Annotated in this window: 18 protein-coding genes; 5 read left to right on the top strand and 13 right to left on the bottom strand. The window is 44.6% G+C overall.

What is annotated here, in order from left to right; genetic code table 11:
• Positions 1 to 12 precede the first annotated feature (12 nt).
• Both ytrH and ytrI read left to right on the top strand, forming a co-directional pair.
• Complete coding sequence (gene ytrH / locus H539_RS0111730) at positions 13 to 354, top strand: sporulation membrane protein YtrH (RefSeq protein WP_026693668.1); 342 nt, start codon at positions 13 to 15, stop codon at positions 352 to 354.
• On the top strand, positions 351 to 857 hold the full coding sequence (gene ytrI / locus H539_RS0111725; RefSeq protein WP_026693667.1) for a sporulation membrane protein YtrI: 507 nt from the start codon (positions 351 to 353) through the stop codon (positions 855 to 857). Before ytrH ends, ytrI begins: the two co-directional genes overlap by 4 nt.
• A gap of 478 nt (positions 858 to 1,335) precedes the next feature.
• Here the strand turns inward: ytrI and H539_RS0111715 are convergent, their stop codons facing one another.
• Positions 1,336 to 2,280 carry a DHH family phosphoesterase gene (locus tag H539_RS0111715; RefSeq protein WP_026693666.1) on the bottom strand — a complete coding sequence of 315 codons (945 nt, stop codon included), beginning with the start codon at positions 2,278 to 2,280 and terminating at the stop codon, positions 1,336 to 1,338.
• Positions 2,281 to 2,408: 128 nt separating this feature from the next.
• Between H539_RS0111715 and H539_RS0111710 the strand changes: the two genes are divergently transcribed.
• On the top strand, positions 2,409 to 2,714 hold the full coding sequence (locus H539_RS0111710; protein WP_026693665.1) for a YtpI family protein: 306 nt from the start codon (positions 2,409 to 2,411) through the stop codon (positions 2,712 to 2,714).
• Positions 2,715 to 2,782: 68 nt separating this feature from the next.
• Here the strand turns inward: H539_RS0111710 and H539_RS0111705 are convergent, their stop codons facing one another.
• The 3 genes from H539_RS0111705 to H539_RS0111690 form a co-directional block, all read right to left on the bottom strand.
• Positions 2,783 to 4,102, bottom strand: a complete 1,320-nt coding sequence (locus H539_RS0111705; protein ID WP_026693664.1) for a CBS domain-containing protein — start codon at positions 4,100 to 4,102, stop codon at positions 2,783 to 2,785.
• A gap of 70 nt (positions 4,103 to 4,172) precedes the next feature.
• On the bottom strand, positions 4,173 to 4,409 hold the full coding sequence (locus tag H539_RS30775) for a hypothetical protein (RefSeq protein WP_081415862.1): 237 nt from the start codon (positions 4,407 to 4,409) through the stop codon (positions 4,173 to 4,175).
• 186 nt (positions 4,410 to 4,595) lie between these two features.
• Positions 4,596 to 5,276 (bottom strand): metal-dependent hydrolase, encoded by a 681-nt coding sequence (locus H539_RS0111690; protein ID WP_026693663.1) that lies wholly within the window; start codon positions 5,274 to 5,276, stop codon positions 4,596 to 4,598.
• A gap of 247 nt (positions 5,277 to 5,523) precedes the next feature.
• On the opposite strand from H539_RS0111690, the gene H539_RS0111685 reads away from it, so the two are divergent.
• Positions 5,524 to 6,621 carry a M24 family metallopeptidase gene (locus H539_RS0111685; RefSeq protein WP_026693662.1) on the top strand — a complete coding sequence of 366 codons (1,098 nt, stop codon included), beginning with the start codon at positions 5,524 to 5,526 and terminating at the stop codon, positions 6,619 to 6,621.
• A 46-nt stretch (positions 6,622 to 6,667) separates the two neighbouring features.
• Here the strand turns inward: H539_RS0111685 and H539_RS33100 are convergent, their stop codons facing one another.
• The 3 genes from H539_RS33100 to H539_RS0111670 all read right to left on the bottom strand — a co-directional run bounded on the left by H539_RS33100 (position 6,668) and on the right by H539_RS0111670 (position 9,547).
• Complete coding sequence (locus tag H539_RS33100; RefSeq protein ID WP_281171414.1) at positions 6,668 to 6,799, bottom strand: hypothetical protein; 132 nt, start codon at positions 6,797 to 6,799, stop codon at positions 6,668 to 6,670.
• A gap of 148 nt (positions 6,800 to 6,947) precedes the next feature.
• Positions 6,948 to 8,345 carry an argininosuccinate lyase gene (argH, locus tag H539_RS0111675; RefSeq protein ID WP_026693660.1) on the bottom strand — a complete coding sequence of 466 codons (1,398 nt, stop codon included), beginning with the start codon at positions 8,343 to 8,345 and terminating at the stop codon, positions 6,948 to 6,950.
• Positions 8,342 to 9,547: an argininosuccinate synthase gene (locus H539_RS0111670; RefSeq protein WP_026693659.1), complete on the bottom strand. Its 1,206-nt coding sequence runs from the start codon at positions 9,545 to 9,547 to the stop codon at positions 8,342 to 8,344. The genes argH and H539_RS0111670 overlap by 4 nt, the downstream gene beginning before the upstream one ends.
• Before the next feature lie 226 nt (positions 9,548 to 9,773).
• Here H539_RS0111670 and H539_RS0111665 point away from each other — a divergent pair, with 226 nt between their 5' ends.
• A complete protein-coding gene (locus tag H539_RS0111665) occupies positions 9,774 to 10,073 on the top strand; it encodes a hypothetical protein (protein ID WP_026693658.1) in 300 nt (99 codons plus the stop codon).
• A gap of 29 nt (positions 10,074 to 10,102) precedes the next feature.
• Here H539_RS0111665 and H539_RS0111660 read toward each other — a convergent pair whose 3' ends face one another.
• The 6 genes from H539_RS0111660 to H539_RS0111635 form a co-directional block, all read right to left on the bottom strand.
• Positions 10,103 to 10,609, bottom strand: a complete 507-nt coding sequence (locus H539_RS0111660; RefSeq protein ID WP_026693657.1) for a MogA/MoaB family molybdenum cofactor biosynthesis protein — start codon at positions 10,607 to 10,609, stop codon at positions 10,103 to 10,105.
• Positions 10,606 to 11,448 (bottom strand): EcsC family protein, encoded by an 843-nt coding sequence (locus tag H539_RS0111655; RefSeq protein WP_342664010.1) that lies wholly within the window; start codon positions 11,446 to 11,448, stop codon positions 10,606 to 10,608. Before H539_RS0111655 ends, H539_RS0111660 begins: the two co-directional genes overlap by 4 nt.
• Positions 11,449 to 11,521: 73 nt before the next feature.
• Entirely contained in the window at positions 11,522 to 12,712 is a 1,191-nt protein-coding gene (locus tag H539_RS0111650; protein ID WP_026693655.1) for an acetate kinase, read from the bottom strand.
• A gap of 307 nt (positions 12,713 to 13,019) precedes the next feature.
• Positions 13,020 to 14,012 (bottom strand): class I SAM-dependent methyltransferase, encoded by a 993-nt coding sequence (locus tag H539_RS0111645; protein WP_026693654.1) that lies wholly within the window; start codon positions 14,010 to 14,012, stop codon positions 13,020 to 13,022.
• A gap of 152 nt (positions 14,013 to 14,164) precedes the next feature.
• Positions 14,165 to 14,671, bottom strand: coding sequence for a GerW family sporulation protein (gene ytfJ / locus H539_RS28400; RefSeq protein ID WP_035322490.1), 507 nt, complete (start codon positions 14,669 to 14,671; stop codon positions 14,165 to 14,167).
• A 33-nt stretch (positions 14,672 to 14,704) separates the two neighbouring features.
• Entirely contained in the window at positions 14,705 to 15,319 is a 615-nt protein-coding gene (locus tag H539_RS0111635; RefSeq protein ID WP_026693653.1) for a DUF2953 domain-containing protein, read from the bottom strand.
• Positions 15,320 to 15,523 lie beyond the last annotated feature (204 nt).

Here is a 15,523-nt window from a genome sequence, read left to right as displayed (position 1 = left end):
TTCTAAAGGCGGATGGGTATGAAAGAGGCTTTTTTTCCGGCGTTTGTTAACAGTTATTTTATTTCATTGGGCGTTCTGCTGGGCGGTGCCCTGATTGGGGGGCTGGGGGCATTTTTTACAGAGCAGCCTCCCCTTACCGTTGTTTACAGATTAGCGGATTCCTTAAGGATCTGGGCCATCATCGCGGCGATCGGCGGGACCTTTGATACGGTATATTCGTTCGAGAGGGGAATTTTCCATGGAGAAACGAAGGACATTGTGAAGCAGATCCTGCTCATTTTATCCGCACTTGCTGGAGCGCAGACAGGATCCTCACTGATTAACTGGCTGACCCAGCAGAATATGTCTTCATGAGGATCCCGCCTTATTTCAAGTCTCCTCTTTGGCAGCGTTTCTTTGCGGGTGCCGCAATCGGCGGCATCATCTCCTGGCTTGTATTTTTTTATATGTACAGCATTATGCAGGAAAAGCTCATTAACAAGGTCCATGAGCAGCTGGAGTCCATAAAGGACCTGGAGGAAGAAAACCGGCTCTGGGAGGCGGACTACAACCGTTTGAATGACAAAAATCAGGAAAGGCTGACTGTACAGGAAATACATGTTACTCTGACCAACTTTCTCCCTTACAGGCTGGACCGCCTCAGCGTTGCCGAGGCAGCAGAAAAAATCGAGGATGATTTAAAATCCACCCTCTTATCCAAGGATCTGGAAACCGTCTATGAATCCAGGTCCCTCTTGAAAAGAACGATTGAAAACAAAGTTCTTGAAATCAATAAAAAGAAATATATGCTGGAGGTCACAGAAATCCTGTACTATACCAATTTGCAGGTTGAAGTTAAATTGAAGCAGGTACGATAGTAGGTACTTGCGGATCTTTAGAGGTTCTAGATTATTTAACGGCGGCCCGGATTTCCTGGCTTTGTTTTGAACACTCAGATCCATTCATAGATTCTACGATCGTTTGCGGACGCGCGGATCATTCTTGATTTTTTCGCGATCATTAAACGGGCGGACGGATCATTTTGGGTTTTTCACGATCATTAAGCAGGTGGACGGATCATTCCCCATACCACCAGCCGCGCCCCAAAACCCGTTTGGATCTAAATTTTTCCATTTCGGACCATTTCTTGAAGAAACCGGATCATAAAAGTGTAAAAACGGATCTTTTTTTCGACATTTCGGATCATAACTGGACCTAAGCCAAACTCCTTTGCTCTATCTGTGAAAAAACTCAGAGGCAGAAGAGTTCCTTAACAAAACAAAAGACTGCGGGCAAACTCTGTTCCTGCCTGAGTCTGCCTGCAGCCGGGCATCTGTGATCAAGCGGATGCCTCTGTTATCCTTTATAATTTACGGAGACCTCGATCAGATCTCTTATGACAGAATCGACTTCGTCCCAGGAATAGATTGAAGCACCTGACGCCAAAGGATGTCCCCCGCCATTGTATTTCCTTGCTACTCCATTGATGACAGGCCCTTTGGAACGAAGCCTTACACGGATGTTGTCTTCTTCTTCTATAAAAAATGCCCATGCCTTCAGGCCTTTAACCTGCCCTAGAATGCTGACAAGCTGTGATGCATCTGACACTTTTACTTTGAATTTGTCCAGGATTTCTTTTGTTATGATTAATTTCCCCACGCCTTCTGGCAGTGCTTCAAATTGCTCCAGGCAGTATCCCTGCAGTCTTACGACATTTTCGTCTGCATCATACATGGAATTATACAGCTCAGTCCTGGAAAAATTATAGTTGATCAGTTCACTGACATACAGGAAAGTCTTATCAGAGGTACTTGGATACAGAAAACGGCCTGTATCACCGACAATTCCGCCAAAAAGCAATCTTGCCCCTTTATCAGACAGCTTTAATCCCTTGTCTCTCCCTGCAAGGTAGAACTCATAAATCATTTCGCTGCAGGAACTCGCATCCGTATCCACCCATAAGAGGTCCCCATATGGATCTTCGTTCGGATGATGATCAATTTTTATGATTTTGTCTCCAAGTTTGTATCGTGTATCACAGATTCTTTCCTCATTTGCTGTGTCACAGATGATGACCAAAGCACCTTGATAAACATCATCCGGGATGGAATCCAGCTTCGCTAAAAATGAAAGAGATTCTTCTTCCTTTCCGACTGCATAAATGTTCTTTTGAGGAAAGGATTCCCTCAGAATTTCTGCAAGGCCGCATTGTGACCCGTAGGCATCCGGGTCAGGCCGGACATGCCTGTGCAGGATAATAGTGTCATAGGATTTGATGGTTTCGAGGATTTCAGCCTTCATGTACATTCTCCTTTAATTTGGAAAGTCTTTTTTAGATTTATAATCTAAAGATTTCAGAATAGCTAGAATAAAAAAGCAATTACAGGTAAAATGGATGAGACAAACTATGAAAATCGGAGGAGTACACCTTGCCTGTATTGGTAGTATTGATCTCAATCTCTTTTTCTTTTTACCTTTATTTTAAAGTTAAATATGTCAGATCCCAAAAAGCCGCGGAAAAGAAATGGATTGCTTCAAAATCCTCCATGACGCTTGGTTTATTTGTGGTATTATTCGGGATTAATCAGCTTTTCCTGTATTCAGGCACCGTTACGTACACGGTTTCAGCCATATTCATCCTCCTTGGAGGCATTAATTTATGGGCTGGCTATAAATCTTATAAGCATTATCTTCCCTTTGCCATAAAAGAAGCCGAGGAAGCCTATAAAAACTGATTCGAAGATTATATGCAAAGAGCAAAAGGCCCCTGGCACTGGAGGCCTTTTTTAGTGTGCACAAAAACTTATGTACGGTCGAACAGCTGGCACATCATCATGGCTTTGCCGACTAATCTGCCTTCATTAAAGACTTCCACATCCAGCTTCCCAAACTTTCTGCCAATTTCCAGAATTTTGGGGTGGATCTCGATAATGCTGTCCATTTGAACCGGCTTAATAAAATAGATGGTCATGTTTTCAACTACCAGGTCCCCCCTTTTAAAGGCACGCATCGTCCTGTTAGCCGCTTCGGTTACAAGGGCTGTAAAGACGCCATACGATATCGTCCCTAGATAGTTGGTCATTTGGGGAGTGATCTCACAGCGGAAGATGTCCTCTCCCTTCGTACGAAGGCCAGGGGTCACCAGCTGGCTTGTGATGACATCATCGATCGTTTCTCCCACCTGCGGCTGTCTTTGGATCATCTGCAGCGCCTTCAGCACATCCTGCCGGGAGATGATTCCCTGCAGGATCTGATTTTCATCTACGACCGGCAGCAGCTCGATCCCTTCCCAAACCATCATATGGGCTGCAGAGGCAACGCTGGTTTTGCAGCCCACGGTCATGGGGGCTTTGGTCATGACCCTTTCGATTCCAAGATGTAAATCCTGGCCGATAATATCCTTTGATGTTACCATCCCCTGAACCTTAAGGGAGGAATCCACTACCGGGAAACGGCTGTGGTTCGTCTGACGGTTCAGTTCATGCCAGTTCTCTATCGTATCCTCCAGGTCCAAATAGGCGGTTTCACTCAGGGAGATCAAAATATCCTCCACCAGAAGAATTTCCTTTTTGATCAGCTGGTCATAAATCGCCCTGTTGATCAATGTAGCAACCGTAAAGGAGTCATAGCTGCTCAGAATAATCGGCAGCTCGAGTTCATCCGCCAGCCGTTTAACATGATCCTCTGTATCAAAGCCCCCGGTAATAAGGACAGCGGCTCCCGCTTTTAAGGCAAGCTCCTGTGCGTTCCCCCTGTTCCCGACAATCAGCAGGTCGCCGGCTCCCGTGTATTTCATCATGGCTTCAATCTTCATGGCACCTATGACAAATTTATGGAGAGTTTTATGGAGTCCGCCCCTCCCCCCCAGTACTTGTCCGTCCACAATATTGACTACCTCTGCGAAGGTCAGCTTTTCTATATTTTCCTTTTTCTTGCGTTCGATCCGTATGGTCCCCACACGCTCAATGGTGCTGACATAGCCCTTATTTTCAGCATCCTTTATGGCCCTGTAGGCTGTCCCTTCGCTGACTGAAAGCGCTTTGGCAACCTGTCTTACCGATATCTTATCTCCCACCGGAAGATCATCGATATATTTAAGAATCTGCTCATGTTTTGTTGCCAATCCTTTTCACCCTTTTTCCGGTAGTTAATTATCCCCATTATAGAATGAAAAGCCCCCGCTTTCAATTGAACTATTGATAATAGCGGCGGGGTTTCTGCTTTTTCCGGAGATTTTCCGCCTTCATTCTTTGTTTATCCGGCAAAAACAAAAGTGCAGCAAGATTCCCGGCTGCCGCAAAAAAGGCAAGCAAAAGCCACATCATACTAAAAACCCCTTCTATTTCACTTGGGTGAAAAACAAGACGCGGCAGTGCGTAATACAGCATGAGCCCGCAAAGCAGTAAACAAAGCAAATATCTTTGTTTCATTCCTATCCCTCTTCTCTTCCTGAAATGGCAAGTCTACAGTAATTATATGACGCGCAGGGTAAAAACTTGCCGGGGGAGGAGAGAGAATGGGAAAAGGCTGCTTCATACTCTGGAGAAGCCTGCAGCAGCAAGCGGTCGCTCCAAGGAATAAAGCAGCCTCTTATATCGGTAAACGTTTTTTATCTATTAAAGCTCAACAGATTCTCCCGGCTTAAGAATCTTTCCTTCAACACCCTCAAGAAGTTTGATGAAGTTTTCCGGATCCTGCTTAATGACTGGGAATGTATCATAATGCATCGGTACAACCAGTTTTGCCTTCAGGAAGCTGGCAGCAAGCGCTGCGTCCTCAGGCCCCATGGTATAATTGTCACCAATCGGGAGGAAAGCCAAATCAATTGGATGGCGCTCTCCGATAAGCTTCATATCGCCAAACAGACCTGTGTCTCCAGAATGATAGACGGTCTTTCCTTCAGCCGTAAATAAAACTCCGGCAGGCATTCCAAGATAAATCATTTCATTATTCTCAGTAGATAAGCCTGTGCCATGGAAAGCCTGGGTCAGTTTTACTTTTCCAAAGTCAAACTCATAGGCTCCGCCTATGGACATACCATGGGTTTTGACTCCCTGCCAGCTTAAATATGTACTTAGCTCCGCGTTGGCAATGACAAGAGAATCATTCTCTTTTGCAAGCTGGACGGTATCGCCTATATGGTCCCCGTGGCCATGTGTCAGAATGATCACATCCGGCTTTACGTCTTCCACTTTTAAATCCGTCAGTTCATTTCCTGTTATAAACGGATCAAATAAGATGGTTTTCCCATTTGTTTCAATTATTACGATAGCATGGCCGTGAAATGAAACCTTCATTAATAACACTCCTTTTCCTGCTCTTAGTAGAGCGTTCTATTAGGGCTCTTCTATCGCAGCATTTGACTGCGAAAGAGCCTTTCCCATTAATATTGACATAAAAATTTAATTAGTTCCAACAACTAACCCTGCAGGTTCTTTTAAATGTTCAAACAGTTTACATTCCTCTTTTCTCCTGATACTCTCGTAATGAGACCAGAAAAGTGCAGCGGTCAGCCGGCTTCACTGTACATAGGAGGAATAATGGATGAATCACCGAATATATGATTTCCAGCAATGGCTGAAGGAACAAGATACTTCCATCGGCTTCTTAACTTCATCAGACAACATTTTTTATTTAAGCGGCTTCCGGAGCGACCCCCACGAAAGACTTCTTGCCGTAGCTGTTTTCCCTGAAGGAGAGCCATTTCTCGTATGTCCGCAGATGGAAAAAGCAGATGCCAGACGTTCTGGCTGGAATCATGAAATCCTTGGGTATACCGACATTGAAAATCCATGGGAACTGATCCAGGAAGCTGTCAAAAAGCGGGGTGTATCCGTAAAAAAAGCGGCTGTTGAAAAAGAGCACTTGAATGTGGAAAGATATGAAATGCTTCAGCACATCTTTGCAGGTCCTATATTTGTTTCTGCCGAGGAAAAACTAAGAAGCCTGCGGATGATTAAAGATGAAAAAGAACTAAAGATTATCCGTGAAGCGGTTAAATGGGCCGACTTCGCAGTTGAAACTGGAGTAAGCGAAATCGCAGAAGGAAAAACAGAATTGGACGTTCTGGCATCGATCGAATATGAACTAAAGAAAGCCGGAATAAATGAAATGGCGTTTTCCACAATGGTCCTTACAGGGACCAACGGAGCTTCTCCTCACGGAAATCCGGGCAAAACGAAGATCAAACGCGGAGACCTGGTATTATTCGATCTTGGCGTCGTTTACGAAGGCTATTGCTCAGACATTACAAGAACGGTTGCTTTTGGAGATCTCAGCGATAAGCAGATTGAAATTTACGAAACAGTCCTTAAAGCTGAGACAGCGGCCATTGAGGCCTGCAGACCAGGAGCTACATGCGCCGAGCTCGACCTGACTGCCAGAAACATTATTTCCGATAAAGGATACGGCAGCTATTTTCCACACCGTCTTGGACATGGGCTTGGTATCAGCGTCCACGAATATCCTTCCTTGACCGAGACCAATTCTCTTGTTCTAAAGCCAGGTATGGTATTCACCATCGAGCCGGGCATTTATGTCCCTGACGTTGCAGGGGTCCGGATTGAAGATGATATCCTGGTCACTGAAAATGGCTGTGAAGTACTTACTTCCTTCCCTAAGAGCCTGCAATATATTAAATAACATGAAAGAAGCTGTCACGAATGAGACAGCTTCTTCTTTTCCTGTCTTACGCTTCAAAGCCATCCTCTTTTTTGGTATCCTCACTATGATAGCCGCTTTCATAGGCATCCGTGATCTGATCAATAACCTGGCGGATTCCATCTTCCTCAAACAGATAACCCTGTTTATTTGTTTTCATCCAAACAGCCTCCTTTTTCTTATTTTTCTCCTGAAGTGATTCTGGATGTGCAAGGTAATTAATGGTATGCTTCATTCGCTTCTTTACTGTACAGCAAAAAGGCTGTTTTACAAGGAGTCATCCCTTGTAAAACAGCCCTCTTCCTGCATCAGACATTTAATGGTTCTTTGCTGCCCGCAAGAACTTCTTTCGCCTTTTTCAAGGCAAGCTTTACCTGTTCAAAGCCGGTACCGCCTGCACTGTTCCTTCTTTTAACGGCTTCATATGGATTTAATATCACAAAGATATCTTCCTCGATCAGGGAGCTTGACTCTTTCAGCACCTCTAAAGGCAGATCCCCAAGGAAGCAGTTCTTTTCGATACAGAAAAGCACAAGCTTTCCAACAATTTCATGGGCTTCCCTAAAAGGGATCCCTTTTGCTGCCAGATAATCAGCAAGCTCTGTCGCGTTGGAAAAGTCCTTTTTGGTTGCGTCTTCCATGATTTTTTCATTCACCTTCATGGTCGCTACCATGCCCGCAAAAATCTTAAGGGACCCTGTTATTGTCCTTACCGCATCGAACATGCCTTCCTTATCTTCCTGCATATCCTTATTGTAGGCAAGAGGCAGTCCCTTCATCACCGTTAAAAGACCCACCAGGCTGCCGTAGACTCTTCCCGTTTTCCCTCTTATCAGTTCAGCCATATCCGGATTTTTCTTTTGCGGCATAATACTGCTGCCGGTCGAAAAAGCATCATCCATCTCAATGAACTTAAATTCCTGGCTTGACCATAAGATCATTTCTTCGCTCAAACGAGACAGATGCATCATAAGAACCGAGCCCGCGCTTAAGAATTCCAGGATAAAATCCCGGTCGCTCACTGCATCCAGGCTGTTTTCATAGATCGAATCAAAACCAAGAAGCGCAGCGGTATACTCCCTTTCAATAGGAAAGGTTGTCCCTGCAAGGGCCCCTGCCCCAAGCGGCGAAACATTGATCCGCTTCAGACTGTCAAGGAATCTGGATTTGTCGCGTTCAAGCATCCAGAAATAAGCCATCAGATGATGGGCAAACGAAATAGGCTGAGCCCGCTGCAGATGCGTATACCCCGGAATGATCGTTTCCACATGGTTTTCGGCCTGCTTTACGATTTCCTCCTGGAATGAACCGATGAGAGTAACGATGTTTCCAGTCTGTTTTCTGAGATAAAGGTGCATATCGGTTGCAATCTGATCGTTCCGGCTTCTTCCGGTATGAACCTTCCCGCCGACCGGCCCTATTTCCTCAATGAGCATACTTTCAAGATTCAGATGAATATCCTCATTCTTAACAGAATAGGCGAGCTCGCCTTTTTCCGCTTTATTTTGAAGTTGTTCAAGCCCCTTTTGGATCCTTTCACCTTCCTGTCCGTCAATGATGCCGCATTTCACAAGCATGGCCACATGGGCCATGCTCCCCTGTAAATCTTCTAATACAAGCTCCTGGTCGAAGTCAATGGAGGCACCGAATTCATCGACCCACTCTTCAGCAGTTTTGGTAAAGCGGCCATTCCAAAGCTTATTCACACAGTCACCTTCTTTTGATTGACCATGCTGCTCACTTTTGTTGGAAGCCCCCACAGAGATATAAAGCCTACAGCAGCTGCATGGTCGAATTCATCATTTGATGTATAGGTCGCAAGCTTTTCATTATATAGAGAATGCTCAGATTTTCTTCCTTCGACAATTGCATGCCCCTTAAACAGTTTTACACGCACTGTACCTGTTACAGTTTTCTGGGTTTCCTCAAGAAATGCCTCCAATGCTGTTCTAAGCGGAGAAAACCATAGCCCTTCATAAATCAGTTCAGTCAGTTTCTTTTCGATCACCGGCTTGAAATGGGCAACTTCCTTTACCAATGTGATATCCTCAAGCTCTTTATGAGCTTTAATCAGTGTAATGGCGGCCGGGCATTCGTACACCTCACGGGATTTGATACCTACCAAACGATTCTCCACATGATCAATTCTGCCGACTCCGTGTTTCCCTGCAAGCTTATTTAACTCAAGGATCAGAGAAGCAGGAGTGTAGGATACGCCGTTCAGCATTACTGGAACTCCTTTATCGAATTCAATTTCTACCATATCCGGAGTATCAGGTGCATCCTCAAGACTGACCGTTAATTCATACGCTTCTTCTGGAGGAGCAGCCCATGGATCTTCAAGGATTCCACACTCATTGCTTCTTCCCCAAAGGTTTTGATCAATCGAAAACGGACTATCCAGATTTATTGGGATTGGAATATTATTTTGCATGGCGTAATTGATTTCTTCTTCCCTTGACCAGCTCCAGTCACGAACAGGAGCAATCACTTTCAGATTGGGATTCAGGGCCTGGATGGATACCTCAAAACGGACCTGGTCATTGCCCTTACCTGTACACCCATGGGCTACCGCAACCGCATTTTCAAGCTCCGCAACTTCCACAAGCTTCTTGGCAATCAACGGACGGGACAGTGCCGATACCAGAGGGTACTTGCCTTCATAAAGTGTGTGCGCCTGAAGGGCCTTCAGTGCATAATCCTTTGCAAACTCTTCTTTTGCATCAATTACGTAAGAAGAAACCGCACCAACCTGCAGAGCCTTATTTTTAACAAATTCCAAGTCCTTCCCTTCGCCGACATCAAGGCAGCAGGCAACGACATCATATCCTTTTTCTTGGAGCCATTTTACTGCAACAGATGTATCAAGACCGCCTGAATAAGCTAGTACAATTTTATCTTTAGTCATTTTGAGTAGTCCTCCCATTGAATAAAAATTCATATAAGTTTATTTTTATACATTTTATGATAAACACTTTACCAGTTTTATAGACCTATTGCAACGATTAATTTACATAATTTTATATGTTTTTAGATAGGCAGTTGTGAAGGATATTATAAGCAGGTATAGTATTTTTATGAGAACAATCGAATAAAAACTGGCGGATGCACCGCCGGAGATGAGGTGGCTGCCTGTGGAATCCTGTTTTGTTTACGATTCACGGCTAGGAATTGATATACCCAGTTTGGCGAAAGAGTGGGATCTTTACAGTTTGGAGGCCCGGCAGGAATATCTTTTGGCCTGGGAAACGATCAGGGGGAAAATCCCGGATCGAATCAAGGAGCTTGAAGGGCTTATCAGCCTAAAGCAGGAACAGCTCGACCAGGAAGAAAATTTTACGGTGTGCTGCTCAATCAATTTCGAGATTGCCGAGCTTGCTTCCATTATCAATGATCTCTGGCTGTGGTATCGCACCAGTCAGGGATTGAAATAAAAGGACGGCCCATGATTTGGCCGCCCCCATTATTTTTTTAATTCCCTTATAATATGTCCGAGCTCAGGAAGTATGAGTTTATTCATGGCAAGACGGACAGCCCCTGTAGATCCGGGACAGGAAAACACGGCCTTTCCACCGGCTGTTCCTGCAGCCGCCCTCGACAGGATCGCACCGGGACCGATATCCTCCTGATAGCTTAACATTCTAAAAATTTCACCGAAACCGGGAAGCTCCTTATCCAATAGCGGCGTAATGGTTTCAATGGTCACATCGCGAGGTGCCACCCCGGTGCCTCCGTTAAGGATGATGGCATCTATATGTGCTTCCTCTAATCCAGACAAGACAGATCTGCGGATCGAATCAGCCTCATCCTTCACGATTTCATACACTGCCGTTTCATGCCCATTCTCCTTCAGCAGGCGCATAATCGTCTGCCCGCTCTTATCGGTTTCATCCGTTCTGGTATCACTTACCGTAATGACCTTGCATGAAATAGCTGAGGGTGTTTCTTTTTTATGCTGTAAATAGCTCATCTCTCGTATTCCTTCTTCTCTTTTAAATATCGGTATTGATAAAAATGATGGGCAAATTCTGAAACATTCCTGGTCAGCCTATAATTGGAGGCTCCCCCGATTACCATACTGATGAGAGGGATGCCCTTTATCAGCCGCTTCCGGAACAAAGCGATGGCTGCGGCTTTAAACATCTGCCTTGCAGGCTGCTCCAGCCAGGAAATATTGGTCAGCTCCTCTTTTCCTTGATAAAAAAATGGATCATCTCCCTCGATATCGAGAAGAAGCTCCTGCCACATTTCCTTTTGCATCCGCTTAGGCATCGTCCCTCCATGGAATGCTTTTAGGGCGATCATGAGCTCCACAGGGGTATTCACTTCATATCCATAAACCATGGCAATCAATTGGACAAGCCTTACGTTAATAAAGGCAATGGCCGGAATATCGCTTCCAAGCAGCAGTACTTCTCCTGTGCCGCTGATTCCTCCCTGCGTAAAGGAATACAGACGGTGTTTAGCAATCTGCTGATCCGCTATGTAAATGAGCTGGTCAATCGAAAGCCGCTTCATGTCCTCCAGGACTGCGATTTCCGGATTAAAGATCCTTCCCGTGGTTAAAATGCTGTCTCTGGCATCCGATTGAATCTGGGACCCTTGAATAATCGCATTCAAGTGGAACAGCCAGCTGTCAAACTTAGAAAAAAACTGCTCCCTTGCAGAAGAGGGAAGCATGGAGAACCCCTGATCCAGCCACTTATCATAAAACGCCTGAATATTCCCTGCCTTCTGAGTGAACAGCTTTTCCTCCCAATCTGATATCTCCTGGAATACCATTAACTCCCGTTCAGTTAACGCCATCATACATGCCTCCTCAAGACTTCTTGCTTTTTTTCAAGTATAGCACGGAAGGATTGAAAGCTTAAATCCTTCCGATTCAAATTACGGCCAGCCGGACCACATCCCTGGCAATCATCACTTCTTCATTTGTCGGAATGACTGCTACTTTTACAGGTGAATGAGAATAGCTGATAAAAGCTTCCTCCCCGCGTGTCCTATTAAGGGCTGGATCAAAATATACCCCCATGAATTCCAATCCCTTCATGACCCTTGCCCGGATGGTTTCACTGTTTTCACCAATCCCCGCGGTGAAGATGATTGCATCCACTCCAGACATCCGTGCCGCATAAGATCCGATATATTTATGGATTCTGCTGGCAAAAACCTGAAGAGCCAATTCTGCACGTTTATTTCCTTTGCCTGCTTCCTGTTCGATGTCGCGCAGGTCGCTTGAAAAGCCCGAGACCCCAAGCATACCGCTCTCCTTATTCAATACATCCAGCACTTCCTCGGCGGTCTTGTTTGTTTTTTCCATAATAAATGGAATCAGAGCCGGATCGATGTTCCCGGAGCGCGTGCCCATCGTAACACCCGCAAGCGGTGTGAAGCCCATGGATGTATCAATGGATCTGCCCCCCTGTATAGCGGCAATACTCGCGCCATTTCCAAGATGGCAGGAAATCAGGCGCAATTGCTTCAGCGGGCGTCCAAGCATTACAGCTGCACGCTCCGATACATACTTATGGGAAGTTCCATGAAAGCCATACTTCCGAATTCCGTAATCCTTATAGTAATGATATGGAAGGCTGTATAAAAAAGAATTTTCCGGCATGGTCTGGTGAAAGGCAGTATCAAATACGGCGGCGGCAGGAATATTCGGGAGGATCTGTTTGAATGCCCGTATCCCGGTTAAGTTAGCCGGGTTATGAAGGGGAGCCAGCTCAGAAAGCTCCAATATTTTTCCCATTACTTCATCGGTGATAATCACGGAATCACTGAATAACTCACCGCCATGGACGACACGATGTCCTACTCCGGTGATCTCCTCAAAGGAATGGATGATTTTATACTGGATTAAACGGGCCAAAAGGATTTTCACGGCAGCTTCATGATTGGGAATATCGGCTGTTTCAGTCATTTTCTGTCCATTCGCCGCAATGCTGAAAATCGCATCATTCAAGCCAATCCGCTCAACTATACCTTTTGTGATTACCTCTTCGGAAGGCATGTTAAAAAGCTGGAATTTCAAGGAAGAGCTGCCTGCATTTATGGCCATAATTTTAGACATAGAATCGCTCCTTTGAACATTCGAATTTTCATAGGGCCACTTTGATATTAGAGAATGTATGTTGAGTGTATAACATTTGCAAATGAATTCAAGCAAGAGTACATGCCTCATTAGGCATTCAGCTGCCTTCTTTTCTAGACAATAACACTCGCTTCATTAAAAGAACAAGGCTTCTCTATTTTATATACATTATGCGCTATGCCCTGACTCCCCTTCTGTTAAACATGCGCTGACTCGATATAAAAAGGGAAAAACAAAAAGAGTTCAGAACATATCATTCTGAACCCCTTTTAAAGCATGAGCTGACTTATTTCTTTCTTTCTTCCTCAAACCAGCCGCTGATTTTTTTCATAATAGCCTGCATACCCTCGACATTTGAAAAGTTTGGAAGGTCCACTAAAAGGGCATTTTTCGGCGGCACAATAGCATCTCCTTTTTTCTGGAGAATAAAAATACTCTTTGCTGCCGCTTTAGTTTTAAACATAGAGACCGGCAGCTGGATCAGTCCCTGGATATACGACTGCTCTTTAATAAACTGGTTCAGCTTTGGGGCTTCCTTAGTTTCAAACAGCGAGTTCGGAATGATCAAGAATAGATATCCTCCGCTTTTCACGTGATTCATGCTCTTTTCTATGAGGAGATGGTGAGCATAGGAATGCCCTTCATCTGCTTTAAGCTCATATTCAGATGCCCGGACATCGTCAGGATAGTAGCCCACAGGCAGGTCGCAGATGACAGCGTCCACCGGGTCGATCAGCAGGGGCTCTAATGCATCCTGATTATAGAGCTGTACAGCCTGCTCCTGAAGATTTGCCCCGATATAAGCCAGTTTAATTAAAAGATCATCTATATCCACTCCGAAAGAAGCAATATTCTTTCCGGGCTGATTGTTCATTATGGTGAAAAGCAGATTTCCTGTCCCTACTACAGGATCAAGAAGGGTATACTCTTGTTTTGCTTCAAGGAATTTATCCATGATATAGCTGACAAACATCCCAACGGCGTCTGGGGTCATCTGATGATTGGGCTGCACATTTTCCTGCATGCCTTTAAGAATCGCCAGCTGATATCCATTTCTGATGTCTTCTTTAGAATACCCCTGCAGGCTGATTGAATTATAATGCTTCATCAGGCGTTTTTTTGTCAGCTCGCTCAGTTCATCCTGAAGAATATCTCCATGGAATACATTCTCTCCTGTCTCCGCAAGCGCCTCAAGATACGAGCAAGGCAGCTCTTCCTGAAGAATGACAGCTGTTTCATTAAATAACTTAAATAATGTCTCTACCTTCGTTATATTCAAAAAATTGTTCCTCCTGGTCGTTCATTCCTTACCATCATAGCTTTTTGCCAAACAGGATACAAGTTTTCTATACTGTAATCCTATAAGCTCCATGCCCTTTTGGCAATTAACCTGAGACAAGAGGAGGGATTCAAACAAAAAAAGATTCCGGTTTAAATATCAAAATCCTTAACATCCGGTTCACTTTGTTTGGGGCTGCTGTCCTTTTTTTGAGATTTATCCTTATCAGAGGAATTGGATTTCCCGGACTTGCTTTGATCCTGGCTGCCGCCCATTTTTGACATCATGGATTGAATTTTTTCCACAACAGATGGTGCCATATCGATCAGCTTCTCTATGAGGTGGGCGCTTTGATCAAGATGCAGCATTTTAACTTCATTTGAACTGACGACTAAAAAAGCGATCGGAGTAATGGAAACTCCTCCTCCGCTGCCTCCTCCAAAAGGAAGCTGCGCATCCTGGCTGTCCTTGCCTGATGAATTGCCTCCTTTAAAATCGCTGCCTCCTGCGGCAAACCCAAAGCCTACCTTGGATACAGTTAAAATCACACTTCCGTCAGGTGTTTCAACCGGATCTCCGATGATGGTATTTACATCGATCATCTGTTTTAAATTCTCCATCGCTGAGTTCATTAAGCCTTGAAGCGGATGTTCTGACATGCTGTGAAACCTCCTAATAGCTGAATCAATATTTTAATTTTGCGGAATAGATGATTCCTGCTTAAATATTAAATTTCGGGTGCCAATGCTTTTTACAAGCATGGTTCCTGCAAATATAGCATGTACGATTCTAAATTCAACTATGCAGGAAATCTCCGTATTAACGGCTTTATAGTGGTAGAGCGGTTCAACCGAATAGGCCGGGGGATTCTGAAAGGGGATATATTTAAGGAGCACTCCGATCACCGTACTTTTAATTCCATAAGCCGCTCCTGAAAGGACACTTGTATGGGCTGCATCCCCTGTCCCAATTTTGCTGTGCCAGCTTAGCCGATTTACTGATGACCTGGACAAAAACTTTTTAATAATAGAACCTGCTTCTTCAAATGGAACCCGTTTCCATAAATTACTGATATCCTTCTGGCTCTGGGCTTTTGACTCCCCCTGTTCAGCAGGCTCCCTGGTCCCGTCTTTTTTATTCAGCTCAATTTCCCTATGTATGCGCACCAGGCCCAAAAAAGCAGAAATGGAAAACTGAATCTTTCGGTTTGTGCTGTTTAACACGCATCCTGCATCAACCCTTATTTTTGAAAAAACCATAATGATGAATAATAGAATCAGTCCTATTATTAAAAGAACCCAGATCATAGTTTCTACCATCCTTTCAGGGACTCATTATGACCTAAAAGGCAAAAAAATAAACCCGGATTTCTCCGGGTACAGCTTGCCTTCCCATGGATTTAGTAAAAAATTCATCTGATGATCATGGTGTTCTCATTCGGTTTATGCTGGAAGGCACCGTCCTGCGCTCTTCTATTGGCAAGCTCCGGACTGAGACCCTCGAGTCATAAG

Origin of the sequence: Peribacillus kribbensis DSM 17871 (genome assembly GCF_000430765.1) — a bacterium.
Taxonomy (GTDB): domain Bacteria; phylum Bacillota; class Bacilli; order Bacillales; family DSM-1321; genus Paraperibacillus; species Paraperibacillus kribbensis.
This window is presented reverse-complemented; position numbering and strand designations above follow the sequence as displayed.